Raw genomic sequence first — 19,931 nt, 5'->3', positions numbered from 1 at the left:
GATCGATAGGTTGAGAGCAAATATCCACAGTTGTAAAATATCGCCATCATTCTTTTGGCAACGGAACCTTCTTTTTTAGCAGTGGTACGATCGCAGGTACGCACATCCGATAGTTCTCATAGGCTTCTCCGTGGACATCGATTAGATCCCTCTCCTCAAATCGAATAGCTATAAGGATGTAGGCTGTCGTCAGCACGGCAAAGACTAGATGAGCTACCGTCATCTTCGGTGTTGCCCAGAAGGCCAACAGCCAGCCCAGATAGAGTGGGTGACGCACATATTGATAAAGCCCAGGCGTATTGAACTGGATAGGAGTGTAGGCTCTGCCCCGTAAATAACGGTAGACCTGCCTCAAGCCAAATAAGTCGAAGTGGTTGATGAGAAATGTGCTGCCTAACACAATCAGCCATCCCATCCCACATATGGCTTCCAGAAATAGACGACCCCATGGATTATCTACTTCCCAGATGATGCCACCCATCGGTTGCCATTGCCAGAAGACCAAAAACAGCGCTAAACTCGAAGCCAATACATAAGTACTGCGTTCGGTCGGCTCTGGCACAACTTGCGTCCACACCTTTTTGAATGCTGGTCGCGCCATCAGGCTATGTTGGATCGCAAAAATTCCAAGCAGGATGGCGTTGATAAGTAAAGCCTGGACAATCGATCCTTCAGCACCTGAATCCATGCTCTTGGGAACTCCTAAGTTACCAACAAAGCCGATCGCGTACACAAAAGTTACTAAGAAGATTGAGTATGCAACTACACCATAAATAAAGGCAATGATTCTGACCATATTCGGTTTCTCCAAATTCCGTAAGGATTTGCTATAGCTGAAGTAACTCATGTTACGTGGATAAGCTTGAAGCCCTCACCCTAGCCCTCTCCCAGAACGGGAGAGGGGACAAGGAAAAACTTGACTTACTCCCCTTCTCCCCATGTGGGAGAAGGGGTTGGGGGATGAGGGGTAGTTCAGATTCTACGTAACATGAGTGAAGTAATAGAACCTCCTCTTGGAGTCATCACCCCCATCTTCCCTATTTGTTCCGAAACGGAAACTGCTATAGCAATCCTAAATCACTTGTGACTTTTGGGGCTTTGTGAAGCAAATTCCCGTAGGGAATTTGCTTCACAATCCAAATAGGATCGCTACATAAAATAATATGTCTGACTGCGACTTAGCTCTAAGATAGTCGATAGTTATTTGTAGTACATGCGATCGCGATCGCACTTAACATGCCAATTAATCACAAAGGATAAAGGCTGTTATGTCTTACTATCTCGCTCGCGTTGGTTGCGATTTTTGTAGCGGAGCCATAGCGTTTTTCAATTGAGAATGGGTTTTATTGACGGGGTGAAGGCGTTTCACACGGCAGTGGCTCTAGCGGGGAATCTCCAAGACCGCCCTGCCTCACCTTCTTGGGGGCAATGCCGCCAAACACCCTGCTCTTTCCGATCTGAAAACCGCCATAAATCGAAAAAAAATGTCTTGAGTAATTACGAAAAAACATAACAACTGCAGTTATGTTAAAAAGCTTGTGCAATAAAGTATAAATTTTCACCATCTATAAAGCTCGATTTGACAAGCACTCTTCAAAAAAACTAGCTTTTCCATAAACCTTTTACTTAGCTACCTACTATTGTGGATGTTTGCAAAAAACTCAAATACTCTCCAAAAACATAACTACTGTAGTTATGAATAAAAAAAAATACTCATCCACTTGAGTTATTCAGTTAAATAAACAAATATGAAAGGGGAGTGGTGCGAACGATAGTTTGTCCATTCCTGTCAAACTCTTTTGGAGAAATCGAAAAATGGCTACTATTGCAATTACTGAATTGCGTCCAGTTGGTTCTGCTCTCTTCTCTGATTCAGAAAGCTTCATGGATGTCCTAACGGAAAGTGAACTTGGCGGAGTAAATGGTGGACTTTCACCTATTGTAGTATACACTGTCGCAATTAACTCTTGGTGGTTCGTTGGAGCCAGTGCTGCTGGTCTCTCAATCGGATTTTGGACAAACGTGAAATAGACCTTCAATGTCACCAAGCAGTTACGTCAATACGCTCGCAACAATCATTACTAACTCAAAGGTAAATCATGGCAACTATTAATATCCAAGATCTCAAGGTAACAGGTTCGAATCTTTTTTCTGATGAAGAAAGTTTTTTAAACGAACTCACCTCAGAAGAACTCGACATTACCACAGGTAGATTTAGTCCTGTGGTTTATACCCTGGCTGTTGGCAGCGCTTTTGTCCTCAGCTATAACATCGGCAAAATCAGCGCTGAAATCTACAACAAGTTCTGGTAAGCATCTCAATGCTCGCAACCAATTACAAAGCTTAAGCGATTTTAAAACATCTCTTGCAAGGGTTTAACTTTGGTATAGTGGAAGTGGTAAATAATTTTTATCACTTCTGCTTGCCAGAGCGCTTTAGAACAGCAAAGCGAACTATTTCCCGAAGTTTTCGTCAGTAGAAAATAGTTACTAAGGTATATAAAATGATCGAAATTAATTCTCTGCGTCCAATTGCGATCGCAGCTATAGCACTTGGGGTTTCGTTCGCAATTGCTACAAATTATGTGGTAGCTGGAGTTTGGGTATGTTTTGGTATAACTATTCTTCTGATTGAGAAGGTGGGTATAGATAGTATGACTCGCCTCCTACAACCCGAAGTAATTTTCACTTGGATGTTTTTTCTAGCATTCATTAGCTTGTCTATTTATCAAGTAGTTAAGGATTTCGTCAGAACTTAAAGATTCACAACTTCAAGGTTTTAGCAGCGAAAAATATTCATAAACTTAACTAGCCATGACTTTTATGTTAAGCTCTCAAAATGCGTTCAATTACTTGCTCGAACAGGGTCTCTGTAGTCAAGAGACAGAAGATCGGAGTCAGGTTGAGCTAAAAGCTGCTAAGAACTTCAATTTGCTACTGAGTTGGTCAGATGGACGTAAAATTCTCATTAAACAAGAGCGTCATAACCAAGAAGGGAAAACTGCTGGTGAATTTTCTAATGAATGGCGAGTTCATGATTTTGTAAATCAATTTTCTGAAGTCAGCCATCTCCACCCACTGCTGTCAGAAGTATTACATTTCGATGCTAATGCTTCAATTATTGTTTTCAATTACCTTAGTGAATACCTAGATTTAGCAGATTTCTATACAAAGGAAAATTTCTTCCCAACTGCGATCGCCACTGAGATCGGCGCTAGCCTTGCTAAAATTCATCGCACTACCTTAGACTGTCAGGAATACCAGGAATTCTTTTGCAAAGAATCTGAAGATCGTAAAACAGCTCTTAATCCTATACTTAATCTTGGTCTAGAACGGATTGAGCCTGAAATCTTTGGTTTAATTCCCTCAGATGGGATTAAGTTCATTACACTATATCAGCGCTACGATAGCCTTGGGCAAGCACTATCCGATCTGGCCGCTAATTGCCATCCCTGCTGTCTAACTCATAATGACCTCAAGCTGAATAACATCCTGTTGCATAACAATTGGGAAGGTATTCTAAACAAAGCAGAACCAGAGCAATCAAATCACAGTTGCATTCGACTAATTGACTGGGAACGCAGTAACTGGGGCGACCCCGCATTTGATTTAGGCACTCTCATTGCTAGCTACTTGCAAATCTGGATAGGTAGTTTGGTGATTAGTAAATCCATCAGTATCGACGAATCTTTGCGCCTAGCAATGATCCCGCTCGATTTACTTCAACCTTCTATTGCAGCTTTAGCAAGAGGCTATTTGAATAGCTTTCCAGAAATTTCAGAGCAGCGCCCTGACTTTTTGATTCGAGTTATTCAGTTTGCCGGGTTTGGCTTAATTCAGCAAATCCAGGCAATGCTCCAGTATCAAAAATCCTTTGGAAATACGGGTATTTGTATGCTTCAAGTTGCCAAAAGTTTGTTAAGTCGCCCCCAACAATCTATTGAAACTGTTTTTGGAGTAACAGAATCTGAACTCACGCAGATCGACTATTACCTGGTTTAAGTCACTGGTTTAAGTCACTAATTTAATAAATTTAGTCGTACCCAAATCTATAATGCAAGTACTAGATTTCCTTCAAGGTCAACGGTCAACTTCAGCTTCGGCTTCAGACTCAGATCGAGTGTTGACTTCTCTTCAAGATATTGCCGATAACGTCCAAATTCAGTCGAACTTCTGTATTTGTCATCCAAACTATAAACCCCTAGAACTTCCAACTGAGGCGATCGCACGGTTTCAGCAACTACCTTTGGATCTACAAAACAAGTATATGAGTTTGCAACTGCAAAGTTTTCTATATGGCATCTATTACAACGGTTCCATGAAGGCTTCTCTTGCATTGGATATAGATGTAACTGACCGTTTACTTCACCAAAATCTCGAAAATAATTTATTCCTAGGTGTCGATCTAGATTTTTACGAGCGCCTGCACAAAAGTAACAGTGGAGAAGGTTATTTCGACCCAGATTGGTCAGTAGTGCGCCAAGAAAGTAAGGATTGTCTTGTTGTCACAAAGGGTGGTTTAACTTTACATATCGATCGCGATCGCCATCTAAAAGATCCAGAACAGTCTCCTTTAGTAGGGGAGTTTGTGGCAATCAGGATGCCCCGAAATCTAGTGCAAAATGGGTTTTACGTGGCGGTCGGTAATTCAGGTTTATCTCCTCAAACTAATATAGTAAGAGTTTACTTTAATCTCAGTCCCGACGGGGCGATCGCCGTGATGGGGAGCCTGACACAGCAGATGAATGAAACCAGGATTCCCTTCACGTTTAAAGTGCTTTACAACCCTTCTGACTACACTCGCTATGACTCAGGCGTTTTTTACTTTGAACGGAGCAAATATGAAGAAGTTCGGCAAGTGCTTCATAAAGTTTATGCAGAGCAGCGATCGCACTTTGGCTTAGAAGTACCCATGTTTACCAAAACCATTGCACCTGGGCTGGCATTGGCCGAAGAACCTGACAGCAAGTTTTCCGCTGTAGAAAGTTTTGGCATAAATCGCTGTCAAATAATTGTCAATGGTTTGCTAGAAGCTCGGCAAAGAGGTGATGAATCGGCGAATAGCCGTATGGAATATATTCAACGTCACTTTTCCTTGTTGGGAATTGACTGGGAACGGGCATATCTCAATGCTAACTCTGAAGATATTTATGAGCCGTTAGAGAATTGTTAGAATTATGAAATTAGTTGACCTTGCTCCTCTATCGAAGACCTCAACATCAGAGACCTCAAAAAGCGAGGTTGATAGTAAAGTTACGCAATCGACTGAGACAGATTTACCTTTCTATCGCAAGCTAGGACGAACTGATTTAACAGCTAGCTGTCTTGGTTTAGGTGGTGGCGGCGGGATTTCTAGTGAGGATACCCTATATGCATTCGATCTGGGAATTAATTACTTTTTTTACTCCAGCGATTTGCACCACCACATTTATAGTTCAATGACTGAGGCACTGCGCCAATTATGTGGTCGTGGTTCATCTGTGCGCGAGCAAGTAGTTTTAGCAACTGTGACCTATATTAAGAGTCCAGAAATGGCTCTCACAGCTTTATTCGATCAATTTTCCGAATTAGGGATTGATTATATAGACGTATTATTTTGGGGTTGGATTGGTTCCAATGATGGCTCGCTTTTACAGGATTGTTTGCAGATTGTGCCAGATGTGAAAGGCGCTAATTCAGTATATCAACGCGCGATTGAAAAAGTGTTTGGCACCTCCGAACGCCTGAAGAAAATGGGTGCTGTTCGCCATATAGGAGCATCTTTCCACGATGTCGATCTGGCTCAACAGTGGTCTCAGAGCGACCTACTAGATGTAGTAATGGTTAGACATAATGCCGCGCATCGCACTGTCCAGAGTCAGGTATTCAATCGGATGAACCCGCACGATCCGAGCCGGCCAGGAATTGTAACTTTTAAGTCTACCGGATCGCACTCAGGGCCTCTCTGGGATGCCCCCCCTGAGTTGCCAAAAAGTTGCTGGCAACCAACAGTACCCGATTTATATCGCTACTCGCTCGCTCAAAACTGCGTAGATGTTTGCTTGACTGGCTTGAGGACACACGAGGAAGTTGATGCCGCGATCGCAGGAGTTAGACAAGGTAAGCTCACTAAAGAGGAAATAGAATACCTCAATATATATGGCGATTTACATCGCAAAAAATTAGCTATTTCGGAGATTCCACCTGAAAAATTGCTTCATCGCTGCTAAGCAATTGTGTCAACAAATTGATTAAATTTTCAAGGAAATCGCAGACATGACAGAAACTTTAGAAAGAAACAATCTGGATTTTGCACAAAAACCAACGTTATTGGAAATTGCTCCAGCCTCACATGCAGAAGTCATTGCTTATCTAAACTATTCTCATAAAATAGCAGAATTTTCCGCTCTAGCCGAGCGAGATATTTTAATTTCAAATATCTGCAACCAGCTAAGCATCACAGCTTCTGATGAAGAATTACAACAGGCTGGAGATGCATTTCGCCAAGAGCACAAACTGTTCAGTACTGCTGAAACTTTGAGTTGGCTTCAACAACAACGAATTACAGTAGAAGATTGGACTCAAGGCATCAGAATAACTCTCCTAACAAAGAAACTAAAAGAGCATCTATTCGGCGATAGCGTTGACTCTCATTATCTAAACAACCGCAATGACTATAAAAGAGTTGCCCTATCTCAGATTTTGGTAGTCGATCTCACAAATGCTTTGCAAATCGTTCAGGCAATACAAAACGAAAATGCCTCCTTCTGTGCTATGGCAATTGAGCATTCAAGGGGAAAACATTCCAAGCAAAACGGCGGATTTGCAGGAATTAACTTCATGGCTGAGATAATGCCGGAAATTAAGCAGGCCATTGCCGAGTTAAAAGAAGGGGAGATTGCTGGCCCCATCCAAACCAAACTAGGTTATCACATTTTGAGGATTGAGAAGTGGTATCCTGCTGAACTTAGCGACTCAATCAGAGATGAAGTTTTAGATTCTCTTTTTATGACTTGGCTGAAGAATATTAGCGGTCCTAATCCTCAAGTAAATCCTTAAGCCCTATTGCGTATAGCGGGTTTCAGATGAAAACGAGAAGGGGGTTTGGGGGTGTTGCCCCCAAGAAGGCGAGGCAGGGCGGTCTTGGGGGTTCCCCGCTAGAGCCACTGCCGTGTTCCACCCCTTCACCCCGTCAATAAAACCCGTTCTCAATTGAAAAACGCTATAGTCTGCCTTGACAGTTCATTAATTCAAAAGATACATTATGAAAGAGATTGCGATTGAATTTGAATTTCCAGTTATTAGCACAAATGCTTGGATGCCACATTCGAGAGGACATTTCGCATGAGATGCTCTCTGTGTAAATGTTTCCCAAGCGATCGATGACAATATCTATTAACCCTCTAAAATCTATAATTGCGAGGAATTTATGTCAGAAAATACGTTCAACAAGCTCAAAGAATTTATCGTGCGATTGATTAAAGATCGAGAATTTCGCTCTGCTCTTGAGCGGACAGAAAGATCTAAACGAACTGGATTTTTGGCCGATCGAGGTTACGCATTTACTACTGAATCCTTTGAAACTGGTGCGATCGAATTGATGAGCGCTCGACAAAAAGGTGAGTTTACAGATGTTAGCGAAGAAGAACTTGCGGGTGTTTTTGGTGGTTATATCGGAAAGGCTCCAATTATTCAACCAATGTATGGAGTAATCTGGTGGCCCTGGCCAATTAGACCAATTCGTCCGATCGATCCTCAGCCCCTTTACGGTGTCGTTATTGACGACATGCTTGATAAATAGGGTTAGCGATCGCCCATGCTGGACACCTCAAATTTCTTATTTTGTTGTATTCAGCATAGGCTTTTCTCATCATGGTTATTTCTATTCAGAAGTAAAGTGGGACGATTTAAATGTCTTATAGTAGAAAAAGCTATGCGGTCTGGGAAATTACTTTAAATTGCAATCTGGCTTGCCAGCATTGTGGCTCAAGGGCTGGACATGCACGCAATGCAGAGTTGACTACATCCGAAGCCCTAGATCTTGTCCGACAAATGTCTGATATTGGCATTACAGAGGTGACGATTATTGGTGGTGAAGCCTTTATGCGTCCTGACTGGTTGGAGATTGCTCAGGTTATTTCGCAAGCCGGAATGGTTTGTAGTATGACTACCGGAGGATTTGGGATTTCCCTAGACATGGCTCGACGCATGAAAGATGCAGGAATTTCCGCAGTTTCCATCTCAGTAGATGGGCTAGAAGGTACTCACGATCGCCTGCGAGGTCGAGTAGGTTCTTGGGCATCCTGCTTTCGCACAATGGGACATTTTCGCGAAGTAGGGCTATTCTTTGGCTGTAATACTCAAATCAATCGCTATTCTGCGCCAGAATTACCACTCGTTTATGAGAAAATTCTTGAGGCGGGTGCAAAGGCGTGGCAAATTCAACTCACTGTTCCGATGGGAAATGCCGTGGATAATTCTGCGATGTTGCTTCAACCCTATGAACTTTTAGATCTCTATCCCATGCTGGCCGAAATAGCTAAAAAAGCTAAAAATGATGGCCTTTCACTTCAGCCTGGAAATAACATTGGCTACTACGGCCCCTATGAGAGGTTGTTGCGCGGTCGCGGTGATGCCTGGGGATTTTGGCAAGGATGCGCTGCAGGTCTTTCAACTTTAGGGATCGAAGCGGATGGTGCAATTAAGGGATGTCCGTCGCTGCCTACAAATGCTTACACAGGTGGTAACGTGCGCGATCGCACGCTACGCGAAATTGTAGAGAATTCCGCCGAACTCAGGTTTAATATTGGTGCAGATACAGATCGTCTTTGGGGGTTTTGTGAAACCTGTGAATTTGCAAAGCTTTGCCGTGGTGGATGCACCTGGACTTCCCATGTTTTCTTCGATCGCCGGGGCAATAATCCCTACTGTCATCACCGGGCACTAACCCAAGCCAGTCGGGGAATTCGCGAAAGAGTTGTTTTGAAAACTAAGGCTCCTGGATTGCCCTTTGATAACGGTATGTTTGAGATGGTTGCAGAACCAACATCAACAGAACTCAATTCGGACGATCCGCTTGCTTTTAGTAGCGATCGCATTCAGTGGCCAACAAATTGGCATCAAGAAGAAGTAATGACTAATTCCTGACATCCTATTCCAATTATGTTAAATCATACATAGGCATAAAACTATGGCTTCCTTTATACCACTGGAACCCGCCGAGCGATCGACATCAGATCTCACCTTACTTCCCCGTGACCCTTGGCCTAACCAATTGCAATACTTGCTATTAGTCTTTCAGGCCAAGCAGGCATTGGAGCGCGTGGAAAAAGCATTTATCCTAAATTAGAAGGTTGACTGGTGTATCAATGCTTTGTTTCAAAATCGATTTCAATATCAAATTGACTGATTTCATATTTTAGCCACTCCGTAAACATGTCAGAGAGAATTTTGAGGCGAAGTGGAGGATCTAATTGTGGCTGAATAATTTCCTCAACTAAAATTAAGTGTGTCCCTAGCGAAGTTAAAATCGGCTTAAGGATTTGAGGAGGGTTTGCAGCAAAGACCGCCGCAGAAATCTCAGGTTTTAAATCTTTGCGATTTAGGATTCCTCGATACCCACAAGAGCGCCGCAATTCCTTATCTTGAATGTATTGATGTGCAGCAGCATGGAAACTAATTTCATCTTCTTTGAGTGCATAAAAGAGTTCGATCGCAAGGTCTTCATCATCAAGGACTATTTCATACATCACAACCTGAGCATAATCAAGCTGGTGCTCAATGAAAAATTGCTCAATTTTTTTCTCAAAGAGATGCTGTGCTAGTTTCGATGAAATCACGTTTCCATAAACTATTTCTTCAAACTCATCAAGAGTTAAACCATATTTCTGCAACCACTGCCAGGTATCTTCAGTACGTCGCAGATTGTTGACTAATCTGATGCTATCAGCAGCTTGCTGAAGTTCTTCTGGTTCAACAGTAATACCTGCTTCCGCCGCAGTATATCGCAGAATCTTGCGGCCAACGATACCTTCAACAATTATTGGGATTTGGCAAGATAATTTGACTTGATTGAGAATATCAAGACTGGAAATGCTAAGAGGTTTTGACATACTAGTATTTTCGATATAACGAGTTGTAGTAAAAAGTTAAATTAGAATTTGTGCGAGTTCCAAAAATTTCCATATATAGCTATAGCCAACAGGCTTAGGACGGGGTGCAGGGGTTCCACCCCTGCGTGGGGGCGCAGCCCCCACACCCCCCTGTCCTAACAGATCTGGCTATGGCTATATTTCATTTTTATTCTCTATGGTTGAAAATAAATATTCATGTTTTTTAAATCACATATAGATAAAAATGCGGCGATCGCGTTGATTGGAGCTAAAGTTTTAGGCCACCTTCTTGGAGCTTCTTGAAGGGATCTAGAACAAAATCAATCAAACGGCGTTGCCGGACGATTACTTCTGCTGTTGCCGTTTGACCTGGCACCAAGGCTATAGGCTTATCTCGGTTTTGGATATATGCCTTATCGAGGGCAATTTCTAGCTCGAACATTTCTACTTGACCTTGCGGTGTTTGTATGGGTTTAGAATCTGGGGATATCTTTAGTAATTTTGCTTGTACTACTCCATAGTCCTGGAATGGATAAGCATCAAACTTAAGCTTAACAGGCATTCCCGGACGTAGAAAACCACTCTCAGGGATTGGCATTTGGGCTTTAAATATTAAAATCGATCCTTTTGGGGCGATCTGAGCGACCATCTGGCCTGGTTGAACTACGGTGCCAGCACGTTGGATGGGAAGCTGAAAAATTGTTCCTTCAGTTGGTGCGCGGAATGTTCGCTGAGCCAACTGAAATTCCAGGGATTTAATCTCGCTTTTGGATTGAGAAATTTCGGCTTGAAGGGATGCGATCTGCGTTTGCAAATCTTTAAGTTGTTGCTCGCTTTTCAGTACTGCTAATTTACCAGCCTGGATCAGACTTTGATAGCTACTATGCTGCTCCGTTAAGCGAGAATCAGCTTGTTGAATCTCAGCTAAAGCTGCTGAGAGCAACCTTCGACTTTCCTCTGCTGCGCGTTCCATCTCAACTACTTTAACTTCTGGCGTTACGTTCTGTTTCCATAGTTTGCGATAGCGTTCAACCTCTATTGTATCTTTGGTAAAACGATTTTCGGCTAAAGTATATGCAGTTTTGTTAGCACTGAGGTTTTGCTTGGCTTGATTTATCTGAGCCTGCTTTTCTAATTCTTGTGCTTGGTTTTGGAGTTCTTGGGCACTAATAGCGATCGCCAATTGATTTTTTATCACCTCTAACTGCGACAGCCGATTTAGTTGCCCCTCTAACTTCATCTTTGCCCGTTCGATATCGGTGCGAAGAACATTGGATTCCAATTCAATCATTACCTGACCAGCCTTAACTATTTGCCCTTCAGTTACTCGCACCTGGGCAACTGTTCCAGATGCCGAGGCATCGAGTCTTTGGGTAGCACCTTTTGGTTCCAGTCGTCCTCTAGCGCTACCAGTTTCATCAACTTTAGATAGCATGGCCCAGGGTAGAACAATCCCAACAATTGCAACTAGAAAATAAAGTAGTCCCCTTGTCCACACCCTCGGAAGAGTATCGATTAGCTCTTGAGTTAAGCTCGACCAATCGTTATCAGAAGTTTTAGATGATGTTACTTCAGTTAAAAGCGTTATTTGATTATGACTTGCTGAGTCCAATATTTCATCAGGAAGATCCGGATTTTTCTGGTAACTTCCGTTTCGATCGCTCTGATTTGGTGAGTTCAATGGGTTTGGCATAGTTAGTAAGCAAATTAATATCAACGATCGCATCGCAATTGGAAAAATCAAGCCAACTGATTTTGTTCAAACTGTTACAGCAAGTTGTTGCTGGTTAAGGTAGAAGTAGTGGCCGCATTTAGCCATTAGCTCATTGTGGTTACCGCTTTCGATTAATATGCCTCTGTCTAATACCAGGATTAAATCAGCATTCCTTACTGTTGAAAGACGATGGGCAATTACCAACGTCGTTCTATCCTTAAGGATTTTGTTCAAATTAGTTTGAATAATGCGTTCAGATTCAGCATCCAGGTTGCTGGTTGCTTCGTCTAAAATTAGCAATCTCGGATTTCCGAGAAGCGCACGGGCGATCGCAAGACGCTGTCGCTGTCCACCAGAAAGCATCCCCCCTCCCTCCCCAATTTGGGTTTCATAACCCATTGGTAGTTCCTTAATAAACTGATGCGCTCCAGCCTGTTCTGCAGCTTCAATAACTTCTTCCAGAGTTGCTTGGGGATGGCCTAAGCTTATATTTTCACGAATAGTACTACCAAACAAAAAGGTATCCTGGTCTACTACACCAATCTGCTGACGGAGCGATCGCAACGAAAGAGTAGAAACATCGTAGCCATCAATCAAAATCTTGCCACTAGTAGGTGGATATAGACCCAAAAGCAACTTGGAAATCGTCGTCTTTCCAGAACCACTGCGTCCCACTAGTGCCACCATTTGTCCTGGTTGAATATCAAAGCTAAGATTTTCCAGCGTATTAACATCACTTTCTGGATGGTATCGGAAAGTAACTGAGAGAAAACGAATAAATCCCTTAATTGGAGGGAGGAATTGCCGAGCCTGGTGATGCAAGTCTTCTTCTGGGTCAGCATCAATCACATCATTTATACGTTCAACAGCTATAATCACTTCCTGTAGTTCGTTCCATAGCACAATCAATCGCTTGAAGGGATTAATTACATTCCCGAGTAGCATATTGAAAGCAATTAATTGCCCAATTGTTAGTTCGTTCTGAATTACTTGCCAAGCACCAAACCACAGTAATATCGTTGTCATTACTGCTTCAATTGTAGAGCTAAAGATTTGCAATGTGTTACCGATCGACTGACCAGAGAAGTTTTTCAGTATAGATTTCCCAAAAAACTCTTCCCATCGCCATCTTACTGTCTGCTCTACTGCAAGAGCCTTAACTGTACGAATACCAGTTAAGGCTTGAATTAGATATCCAGTTTCTTCGTTGTAGGCAGAAAATATTTCTCGCGAAATGCGTTGCAAAAAAGGGGTAGCAAATAGGGCAAGCAATACAAATGGAGGGATAATTACTAGCACAAGCAGTCCCATTTTCCAACTGTACCAAAACATCAATCCTACGTAGATAAATACTGTCAACAGGTCGAGAATAATTGAGAGTGCTTCACCCGTTAAAAATCGCTGAATTTTACGATTTTCTTGGACGCGGGAAATGATATCTCCCACATAGCGAGACTCGAAATATTTTAAGGGCAATCTAAAGGTATGACTAATAAAACCGACAATTAGGGCTAAATCCACTCGATTTGCCGTCTGATCTAGAAAATATTGTCTCAAACCAGTCATAGCAACTCTAAATAAGCTAAAAATAAGTAATCCTATTCCTACAGCCGTTAGAGTTAAATCGCTCCGTTGCACTAGAACGCGATCTAGTAGTAATTGTGTAAATAACGGTGTGACTAGTCCAAAGATTTGGATGAGAATTGAAGCAATAAATACCTCTAACAGTATGAGTCGGTGGGGTTTTATCAACTCAAAGAATTGCCAGAAAGACTGTTTGGTTTCCTCAGTATTTCTCAATAGAGCTGTGGGCTGAAGTAACAATGTATAACCAGTCCAACCAGAGAGAAATTCTGTATGTGTTAGAACCCGTTGACCAATTGCAGGATCGCAAACAATTGCGCGATCGCGTGTCACCCTGTAGACCACGATATAGTGCCTTCCCTCCCAATGCACAATGGCGGGAAGATTCTGTTCTGCCAGTTTATTAAGACTGGCTTTTACTGGCCGTGTTGTGAAACCGACGCTTTCTGCTGCTGCTGCTAGTCCTCGCAATGATGCTCCATTACGGTCAACATTGGCAATTTCTCTCAATCGATTGACGCTAAAATGCTTACCCCAGTACCTGCTAACCATCACGAGGCAGGCCGCACCGCAGTCAGAGGCACTCTGTTGCTGAAAGAAAGGATAGCGTCGAATTACCCGTTGCCACAAATGGCCAACTTGCAATGTGGGATTAGGGAAGTAGGCTTTACCAAGCTTTTTTTGACTCTTTGGTTGAATCTCGGGTTCTGGTGTGGTTGTGAACTGCGGCTCTATCTCTTCTAAGTGAAAATTTTCCTTTAATCCTTTTGATAAGTTCCTCGATGAAACTAGACGATCGAACTGGGGACAATAATTTAGTGCTTCATCCCATCTATCGCTTGAGAGAATATAAAGTTCCGAAGCTTGAACTACTTGCCATGAAATTGCCTTCTGTTGAGAGGGTGCATAAATACATCCAATATGCAACTCTTGCCCTGAAGTATTGAGGAGTTGACCGCGTCGCATAAACCATAGTTTTTGATTTTGCAGTGCATCTGGTAATTGCCCATTCGGCAGCTCGTGTTTCTCCAGGAGTGATAGCGCTTTCATTAAACCTGGTAGTTTTTGCATCGCAGCAATTTCGGGACATAGTAGCAACCAATCGCGCAGTATTGCCTGATGCTTAATGTGTTCCTTAATGGTGGGATATTTGCCGATCAGATCCTTTAACAATGGAGCGGGAAGAAAAAGAAGTTTGACGTTGACAGAAGCTCTGGCGGAGTAAGGCTGAAAGGAGCTACTCGGGAACAGAGTATTTTCACCAAAGCACCCACCTGCTTCTATTGTTGCAATTAAGTTATCGGTGTGATGTAGAAGTCTTACCTTTCCCTCTATGACTATATGTATTCCTGGTTCGGATTTGTCTGTCTGCCAGAAAAGTTTACCTGCTGAGGGTTTCAGAACAGTAATTTGGGCAATATATCGATCGAACACTTGTTCTGAAAGTACTTGTCCTAGAGCATTTGTTAGATATTCGAAAAATAGAGAAGGTAATTCTTGCGCCATAGTTAGAAAATCTTAATGAATTGAATTAAATAGCCATAGTTCTCCTGGCTCTGGCACACTGGCAGATGTTAGATCGCGAATCTCAAGATTGGAACTATCAGTTGCTGCACTTTGGTCTAATTCCTCATTTGTGCGAGGTTTTGCTCGTGTCGAAAGACCCATTTGTTTTAGTAACCGATTGATATGACAATTACTAACTTTAATATCCAGTTCTTTTTCCAGGTGCTTCCCTAACCATTGAGCTGTCCAGCGTTGGAATGAATAGCCATATTCACGAGGACTATGGCTTACGAGTTCTTTCAAGCGATCGCAATATTGCTCGTTAACTGTCTTAGGGCGGCCAATTTGGCGATTTTTCCATTGGTGAGCTTGCCCCGTTTGTGCCATAGCCATCCAATATCGTGCCGTCTCGTGCGCGCAACCCAATTTTCCACAGATTTGTGTTTGAGATTGTCCTATATCTGCAAGCAGCATGATTTCTATGCGACGGCGGTATTCCGGTCGCAGTTCTGTTGGTAGAGTCTTCAGCAGCAGCTTGCGCTGAAATGGGGTTAAGCACTGACCTGAATTTTCCATAGGTTTCACTTTATACCCAAAACTTCTTTTAATGCAAATTTTAAGATTCCGTTAACCGTAACTTAAACAAAGAGAAGTGTTTGGGAATACAAAGAACACTTTAATGGGACTTGTGTTCTATATTGCCAGTTATCAATGTAGAAGCAGTAATCCGGCTCGATACCTCTTTCGATGGAAATGTCCATTGTAATTGGCGTAAAAGCCTCTTGTTTAAGGGTTTTGCTATCTAGTCAAGCCTTCACAATATTGGAAGCGGACTCATCGGATAATTTCACCATTTTGATATAGCGTTTTTCAATTGAGAACGGGTTTTATTTTTGGGGTGAAGGGGTGGAACACGGCAGTGGCTCTAGCGGGGAACCCCCAAGACCGCCCTGCCTCCCCTTCTTGGGGGCAACGCCCCCAACCCCCCTACTCCTTCCGATCTGAAAACCGCTATACTTAATGCGAGGAATGGAGCCATCGCCTCGGCTGTCGCGCAGGGCACAGTAGTCCTCCCAGGCTCTAGATATCCGCACTACAGTTCCAGAAGAAAGTTGAGTCTTTTGACAGGAAACGCGGACGTACATAGTACTACCTGGAATGGGAGTCTGTCGTTCTGCTTCTTCAAGCGATCGTACAGTCATAGCACTACAAAGTCATGTTAGGGCGGGGTGCAGGGGTGGAACGCGGCAGTGGCTCTAGGGGGTTCCCAGTCCCCTATATCAAAGTCAGATCGCGTAAGAGCTATAGAATACAATCGACTATATATAATTTCCTTTAAACTGGGGATCGTACGCAGTTTTAAATAACTTAGCAGTTATGCAGTTTGGTAAGTCGATTCGATCGCAATGGCTGTTAGAAGATAATTGCGTATTTCTCAATCATGGTTCGTTTGGAGCCACGCCTAAAGTCGTCCTTGAGGCACAGACACAGTGGCAGCAACGGCTAGAAAAACAACCAGTGCGCTTTATGACGCAAGAGCTACCCGAGGCGCTCAGACATGCTGCCGCCGAGTTAGCTACTTTTGTTGGCGCTAAAGGCGAAGATATCGTCTTCGTCGAAAACGCTACGGCTGGGATTAATGCAGTGGTGCGATCGCTGTCATTTCAGACGGGCGATGAAATTGTTATTACTAACCACGTTTACGGTGCGGTGCGTAAAACCTTGCAGTTTATCTGCCAACGTACAGGGGCGAAATTAATCGAGGTAGGGGTGCCTTTCCCGATTAGCAGCGAGTTAGAGATAACTAATGCGATCGCAGCCGCCCTCAGTCCTCAAGTTAAGTTGCTCGCGATCGATCACGTCACCTCTCCCACTGCCTTGATATTCCCCGTGGCAGCAATAATTCGCCTGGCCAAGCAGCATGGAGTTCCCGTTCTGGTCGATGGAGCGCACATGCCAGGCATGATGCCCCTGAATATCGAAGCGTTAGGTGCCGATTGGTATGTTGGCAACTGCCACAAGTGGCTATTTGCACCCAAAGGTTGCGGCTTTTTGTGGACGAGTCCCGCATGGCAAGCAGAAATGCACCCCACCGTAATTTCCCACGGCTTCGGCGAAGGTTATCTTGCAGAGTTTGATTGGACGGGCACGCGGGACTTTAGCGCCTGGTTAGCCATCACGGAGGCGATCGCCTTTGCCCGCAACCTTGGCGTGACGAGGATCTACGAACACAATCACAGCTTGGCAGTTTGGGCTGGTCAGGTACTCAACCACGCCTGGGGCGGACATACCCCTATAACTGCAAGTGCGATCGGTGCAATGACAGCAGTACAGGTACCGACAAAGAAAGCTCAATCAGGCGCTAAAGCCCTACATGACTATCTATGGGAAAAGCACCGCATTGAAGTCCCGGTGATTGACTTTGCCAATCGTGTGTGGGTCAGAATATCCGCCCAGGTTTATAACGAACCATCTGAGTACCGCCTGTTAGCCGAGGCTTTGTGGCTATAGGCTCAGCTATATACCAAACAGCAAACAGCAAACAGGTCGAACTACCTGAGTGAAAGATGGAAAACCTTTGTATTGTGGTTTGAATTCTCGGATCGAACTCTAGAAGCATCTGGTTATAGGCCTCCACGATTTCACGCTTGCGATCTAGCGAGATGCTGCGCGGATCGTTACCTAGCTCTACTTTGACATCGGCGATCGCAGGCTCTACAAAAGCTAATTGCGTAGTTTCTTTCCCGATTAACTTGGCTTGAGAAATAGCCTGCTCGACGCGATCCTGTAACTCGGACAGATCGTTAAACGTGACAAAACTCCAGCCACCATTGTGACAAGCACGAATACCGCCAGCCAGACCAAAACTGCGATCTACGGCATGAAGCTGCGGTCCTTGAAACGAAATACTGGTGGACTCGCTCTGTTCTAGCCGCACTTCTAAATAGTCAACTGACTTACAGTAGGGAGCGATCGCCGTTTGCAACTGGTCTTGCATAAGTCGTCAATACCTAATAATATGCTCGGTAGTATGTTGGCATTCTAACAAATTGCCATAGGGGAGTTTCTCCACCCAGCGAATTAGGCAAAAAAATAGCGCGGCAACTTCATACCTTTGCCACGCTATGAGGAATTATCCGAGACTTACTATAGAAATTACCCAGATTGTTAAACTTAGCCCTCAGCCATTTTGCCTATTCGCTGCCACAAAGCGGCTAGCTCCTAATAATATCCTCCCGATTTGCGATAGTGGACTGCGGTCAAACCGTTATCCTGTAGTACTTTGCCACCTTCGACTACCGCGTACACCAACCAGTGATCGCCGCATTCCATCCTCTGTGTAGCCTGACACTCCAAATAGGCGAGGGCATCGGTTAAAATTGGCGCTCCGTTTTGCGCCTCTTGGGTATTAAGTCCAGCGAAGCGATCTTCTCCCGGTGCAAACTTTTTCATGAAGCTTTTGCGTACCTGTTTGCCCTGATCCAAAATATTCAAAATAAAGCGATCGCCCTCATGCATGTGCGACTCTATCGCCCGTTCCTTTGCCACGGCGACGGTTAGCCCTGGTGGGTTAAAAGTAGCCTGAGACACCCACGAGGCCAGCATGGCATTTGTGACATCGCCTTTTTTGGTCGTCACGACGCAGAGAGAGCCAATCACCCGTCCCACTGCCTGCTCGACCGTACTGCCAGGATTGAGCGTATTCCTCACTTTTTTGGCAACCTTCAGGCTCTGGGCGAAATCCGTGCCTGTTTCCTCGCAGAACTGGAGCATGGCATCGGTGGGTTTGAATTTAGCGCGAATTGGCTCGAACGCGATCGTAAAGCCTGCATCTTTGAGTTTGTCGGTAATGATGTCAATGCCTTCGCCACTCCAACCAAAGGAGCCAAACACTCCAGCGGGCGAGCCTTTAGGTGCCGTGGAAATTACAATCCCCAGGGCAGTTTGCACTTGAGTAGGGAGGTGCCCGGCCAGGGTGGGCGAGCCGATCGCAAAGCCGGATGCCTTTTCCACCGCTGCCTTGATTTCATCTGGTGCCGCCGCTTCGCAATTGATTGCTTCCACCGTGACACCAGCTTTGGTAATGCCCCGCGCGATCGCGTCGGCAAGGGTAGTGGTATTGCCGTAGGCAGAGGCATAGAGCAATGCTACGGAAATATTTTGTTGCTTTTGAACTTCACTCCACTTGCGGTAAAGATTGACCAACTCATGAAGTCCGTAGCGGAGCATGGGGCCGTGTCCGGGCGCGTAGAAGCTAGCGGGTAGATCCGCGATCTTGTCGAGCGCAACTTCGACCTGCTTCGTTTGGTTTGCCATTAAGCAATCGAAATAGTAGCGGCGATCTGGCAAATAGTGCTGCCAGCCCTCATCAAATAGCTGATCGCCACAGACATGCGCGCCGAAAAGTTTATCGGTATAGAGGATTTTAGTTTTGCTGTCGTAGGTACAGAGAGCATCCGGCCAGCGCGGCGTGGAAGTAGAGATAAATTGCAGGACGTGTTCCTTGCCTAGCTCTAATAATTCCTCACCGCGCACTACTTTGATATTCAGTTCTCCATCGGGAATGGCGTTGCGCAGGGCGATCGCACCAGGATTGGTGCAAATAATCGTGATATGGTTTTTCAAGACCAGTAGAGCTTTAATCGTATCGATCCGGTTCGGGTTGACATGCCCTAAAATTACATAGTCGATCCGATCGATGGGACAGCGCTTCTGTAGTTCCTCTAAAAAAATCTCAGTGAACGTACCGCCAGGAGGATCGATCAGAGCAGTTTGTTCGGACTGGATCAGGAACGAATTAGCGGTCGTCCCTTTTTCAAGGGCATACTCAATTTCAAATCGCAGGCGATTCCAACTCCGCGATCGGATGGCAAGCGTATCCGCTCCGATTGGTAATACCTGAACATCACGAGGTTTAGTCGATGTCATCTGCTGTGTATCCTTAGATTGAATTGAATGGTTAGATTAGGCTTGGAAGCTCTCTCTCCTGACCTCTCTCCCTAAGGGAGAGGAGAATAGAACCAAAACCGGGGCTGC

At 44.2% G+C, this 19,931-nt stretch carries 19 protein-coding genes and 2 pseudogenes; 12 read left to right on the top strand and 9 right to left on the bottom strand.

Annotated elements, in window-relative coordinates:
- Window positions 1-46 precede the first annotated feature (46 nt).
- A complete protein-coding gene (mddA, locus tag PSE6802_RS0115905; protein ID WP_019501042.1) occupies window positions 47-796 on the bottom strand; it encodes a methanethiol S-methyltransferase in 750 nt (249 codons plus the stop codon).
- A gap of 1,019 nt (window positions 797-1,815) precedes the next feature.
- Here mddA and PSE6802_RS29225 point away from each other — a divergent pair.
- From PSE6802_RS29225 to PSE6802_RS34275, 10 genes are all read left to right on the top strand, one after another.
- A complete protein-coding gene (locus PSE6802_RS29225; RefSeq protein ID WP_019501041.1) occupies window positions 1,816-2,031 on the top strand; it encodes a hypothetical protein in 216 nt (71 codons plus the stop codon).
- A gap of 68 nt (window positions 2,032-2,099) precedes the next feature.
- Entirely contained in the window at window positions 2,100-2,312 is a 213-nt protein-coding gene (locus tag PSE6802_RS0115895) for a hypothetical protein (RefSeq protein WP_019501040.1), read from the top strand.
- Between the two features lie 191 nt (window positions 2,313-2,503).
- On the top strand, window positions 2,504-2,758 hold the full coding sequence (locus PSE6802_RS0115890; RefSeq protein ID WP_019501039.1) for a hypothetical protein: 255 nt from the start codon (window positions 2,504-2,506) through the stop codon (window positions 2,756-2,758).
- 55 nt (window positions 2,759-2,813) lie between these two features.
- Entirely contained in the window at window positions 2,814-4,001 is a 1,188-nt protein-coding gene (locus tag PSE6802_RS0115885) for an aminoglycoside phosphotransferase family protein (RefSeq protein WP_026103333.1), read from the top strand.
- A gap of 52 nt (window positions 4,002-4,053) precedes the next feature.
- Window positions 4,054-5,172: a T3SS effector HopA1 family protein gene (locus tag PSE6802_RS0115880; RefSeq protein ID WP_019501037.1), complete on the top strand. Its 1,119-nt coding sequence runs from the start codon at window positions 4,054-4,056 to the stop codon at window positions 5,170-5,172.
- 4 nt (window positions 5,173-5,176) lie between these two features.
- Window positions 5,177-6,208, top strand: coding sequence for an aldo/keto reductase (locus PSE6802_RS0115875; RefSeq protein WP_019501036.1), 1,032 nt, complete (start codon window positions 5,177-5,179; stop codon window positions 6,206-6,208).
- 46 nt (window positions 6,209-6,254) lie between these two features.
- Entirely contained in the window at window positions 6,255-7,037 is a 783-nt protein-coding gene (locus tag PSE6802_RS0115870; RefSeq protein WP_019501035.1) for a peptidylprolyl isomerase, read from the top strand.
- A 370-nt stretch (window positions 7,038-7,407) separates the two neighbouring features.
- A complete protein-coding gene (locus PSE6802_RS0115865) occupies window positions 7,408-7,779 on the top strand; it encodes a hypothetical protein (RefSeq protein WP_019501034.1) in 372 nt (123 codons plus the stop codon).
- 110 nt (window positions 7,780-7,889) lie between these two features.
- On the top strand, window positions 7,890-9,125 hold the full coding sequence (locus PSE6802_RS0115860; protein ID WP_019501033.1) for a nif11-class peptide radical SAM maturase 3: 1,236 nt from the start codon (window positions 7,890-7,892) through the stop codon (window positions 9,123-9,125).
- A 43-nt stretch (window positions 9,126-9,168) separates the two neighbouring features.
- Complete coding sequence (locus tag PSE6802_RS34275) at window positions 9,169-9,327, top strand: hypothetical protein (RefSeq protein WP_019501032.1); 159 nt, start codon at window positions 9,169-9,171, stop codon at window positions 9,325-9,327.
- Between the two features lie 16 nt (window positions 9,328-9,343).
- Here PSE6802_RS34275 and PSE6802_RS0115850 read toward each other — a convergent pair whose 3' ends face one another.
- Window positions 9,344-10,090, bottom strand: coding sequence for a peptidylprolyl isomerase (locus PSE6802_RS0115850; RefSeq protein ID WP_019501031.1), 747 nt, complete (start codon window positions 10,088-10,090; stop codon window positions 9,344-9,346).
- A gap of 268 nt (window positions 10,091-10,358) precedes the next feature.
- Complete coding sequence (locus PSE6802_RS0115845) at window positions 10,359-11,525, bottom strand: putative HlyD family type I secretion protein (RefSeq protein WP_019501030.1); 1,167 nt, start codon at window positions 11,523-11,525, stop codon at window positions 10,359-10,361.
- 125 nt (window positions 11,526-11,650) lie between these two features.
- Here PSE6802_RS0115845 and PSE6802_RS35390 point away from each other — a divergent pair, with 125 nt between their 5' ends.
- Window positions 11,651-11,785, top strand: a complete 135-nt coding sequence (locus PSE6802_RS35390) for a hypothetical protein (RefSeq protein WP_263970359.1) — start codon at window positions 11,651-11,653, stop codon at window positions 11,783-11,785.
- Window positions 11,786-11,849: 64 nt separating this feature from the next.
- Here PSE6802_RS35390 and PSE6802_RS0115835 read toward each other — a convergent pair whose 3' ends face one another.
- The 4 genes and pseudogenes from PSE6802_RS0115835 to PSE6802_RS34270 all read right to left on the bottom strand — a co-directional run bounded on the left by PSE6802_RS0115835 (window position 11,850) and on the right by PSE6802_RS34270 (window position 16,096).
- Window positions 11,850-14,894, bottom strand: a complete 3,045-nt coding sequence (locus PSE6802_RS0115835) for an ABC transporter transmembrane domain-containing protein (RefSeq protein WP_019501028.1) — start codon at window positions 14,892-14,894, stop codon at window positions 11,850-11,852.
- Window positions 14,895-14,906: 12 nt separating this feature from the next.
- Entirely contained in the window at window positions 14,907-15,470 is a 564-nt protein-coding gene (locus PSE6802_RS0115830; RefSeq protein ID WP_019501027.1) for a helix-turn-helix domain-containing protein, read from the bottom strand.
- A gap of 122 nt (window positions 15,471-15,592) precedes the next feature.
- Window positions 15,593-15,700: pseudogene (locus PSE6802_RS35855) on the bottom strand (Uma2 family endonuclease); the annotation flags it as partial.
- 81 nt (window positions 15,701-15,781) lie between these two features.
- A complete protein-coding gene (locus tag PSE6802_RS34270; RefSeq protein WP_193372411.1) occupies window positions 15,782-16,096 on the bottom strand; it encodes a hypothetical protein in 315 nt (104 codons plus the stop codon).
- A gap of 175 nt (window positions 16,097-16,271) precedes the next feature.
- On the opposite strand from PSE6802_RS34270, the gene PSE6802_RS0115825 reads away from it, so the two are divergent.
- The gene (locus PSE6802_RS0115825) at window positions 16,272-17,405 is read left to right on the top strand and encodes an aminotransferase class V-fold PLP-dependent enzyme (RefSeq protein WP_019501026.1); all 1,134 of its coding nucleotides are present in this window, start codon (window positions 16,272-16,274) and stop codon (window positions 17,403-17,405) included.
- 58 nt (window positions 17,406-17,463) lie between these two features.
- On the opposite strand, the pseudogene PSE6802_RS0115820 reads toward PSE6802_RS0115825, so the two are convergent.
- Window positions 17,464-17,892, bottom strand: a pseudogene (locus tag PSE6802_RS0115820) (PmbA/TldA family metallopeptidase); the annotation flags it as partial.
- A 224-nt stretch (window positions 17,893-18,116) separates the two neighbouring features.
- Window positions 18,117-19,823, bottom strand: coding sequence for a diflavin flavoprotein (locus PSE6802_RS0115815; protein ID WP_019501024.1), 1,707 nt, complete (start codon window positions 19,821-19,823; stop codon window positions 18,117-18,119).
- Window positions 19,824-19,931 lie beyond the last annotated feature (108 nt).

Source organism: Pseudanabaena sp. PCC 6802 (assembly GCF_000332175.1).
GTDB lineage: Bacteria > Cyanobacteriota > Cyanobacteriia > Pseudanabaenales > Pseudanabaenaceae > PCC-6802.
This window is presented reverse-complemented; position numbering and strand designations above follow the sequence as displayed.

What these genes read in the sequence shown, in the direction of transcription:
- PSE6802_RS0115825 (WP_019501026.1), top strand. Translation starts at nt 16,272, where the DNA reads ATGCAGTTTGGTAAGTCGATTCGATCGCAATGGCTGTTAGAAGATAAT.
- PSE6802_RS0115815 (WP_019501024.1), bottom strand. Translation starts at nt 19,823, where the DNA reads ATGACATCGACTAAACCTCGTGATGTTCAGGTATTACCAATCGGAGCG.
- PSE6802_RS0115830 (WP_019501027.1), bottom strand. Translation starts at nt 15,470, where the DNA reads ATGGAAAATTCAGGTCAGTGCTTAACCCCATTTCAGCGCAAGCTGCTG.
- PSE6802_RS0115885 (WP_026103333.1), top strand. Translation starts at nt 2,814, where the DNA reads ATGACTTTTATGTTAAGCTCTCAAAATGCGTTCAATTACTTGCTCGAA.
- PSE6802_RS0115845 (WP_019501030.1), bottom strand. Translation starts at nt 11,525, where the DNA reads ATGCTATCTAAAGTTGATGAAACTGGTAGCGCTAGAGGACGACTGGAA.
- PSE6802_RS35390 (WP_263970359.1), top strand. Translation starts at nt 11,651, where the DNA reads ATGATGTTACTTCAGTTAAAAGCGTTATTTGATTATGACTTGCTGAGT.
- PSE6802_RS0115870 (WP_019501035.1), top strand. Translation starts at nt 6,255, where the DNA reads ATGACAGAAACTTTAGAAAGAAACAATCTGGATTTTGCACAAAAACCA.
- PSE6802_RS34275 (WP_019501032.1), top strand. Translation starts at nt 9,169, where the DNA reads ATGGCTTCCTTTATACCACTGGAACCCGCCGAGCGATCGACATCAGAT.
- mddA (WP_019501042.1), bottom strand. Translation starts at nt 796, where the DNA reads ATGGTCAGAATCATTGCCTTTATTTATGGTGTAGTTGCATACTCAATC.
- PSE6802_RS0115860 (WP_019501033.1), top strand. Translation starts at nt 7,890, where the DNA reads ATGTCTTATAGTAGAAAAAGCTATGCGGTCTGGGAAATTACTTTAAAT.
- PSE6802_RS34270 (WP_193372411.1), bottom strand. Translation starts at nt 16,096, where the DNA reads ATGACTGTACGATCGCTTGAAGAAGCAGAACGACAGACTCCCATTCCA.
- PSE6802_RS0115850 (WP_019501031.1), bottom strand. Translation starts at nt 10,090, where the DNA reads ATGTCAAAACCTCTTAGCATTTCCAGTCTTGATATTCTCAATCAAGTC.
- PSE6802_RS0115865 (WP_019501034.1), top strand. Translation starts at nt 7,408, where the DNA reads ATGTCAGAAAATACGTTCAACAAGCTCAAAGAATTTATCGTGCGATTG.
- PSE6802_RS0115875 (WP_019501036.1), top strand. Translation starts at nt 5,177, where the DNA reads ATGAAATTAGTTGACCTTGCTCCTCTATCGAAGACCTCAACATCAGAG.
- PSE6802_RS0115890 (WP_019501039.1), top strand. Translation starts at nt 2,504, where the DNA reads ATGATCGAAATTAATTCTCTGCGTCCAATTGCGATCGCAGCTATAGCA.
- PSE6802_RS0115895 (WP_019501040.1), top strand. Translation starts at nt 2,100, where the DNA reads ATGGCAACTATTAATATCCAAGATCTCAAGGTAACAGGTTCGAATCTT.
- PSE6802_RS0115880 (WP_019501037.1), top strand. Translation starts at nt 4,054, where the DNA reads ATGCAAGTACTAGATTTCCTTCAAGGTCAACGGTCAACTTCAGCTTCG.
- PSE6802_RS29225 (WP_019501041.1), top strand. Translation starts at nt 1,816, where the DNA reads ATGGCTACTATTGCAATTACTGAATTGCGTCCAGTTGGTTCTGCTCTC.
- PSE6802_RS0115835 (WP_019501028.1), bottom strand. Translation starts at nt 14,894, where the DNA reads ATGGCGCAAGAATTACCTTCTCTATTTTTCGAATATCTAACAAATGCT.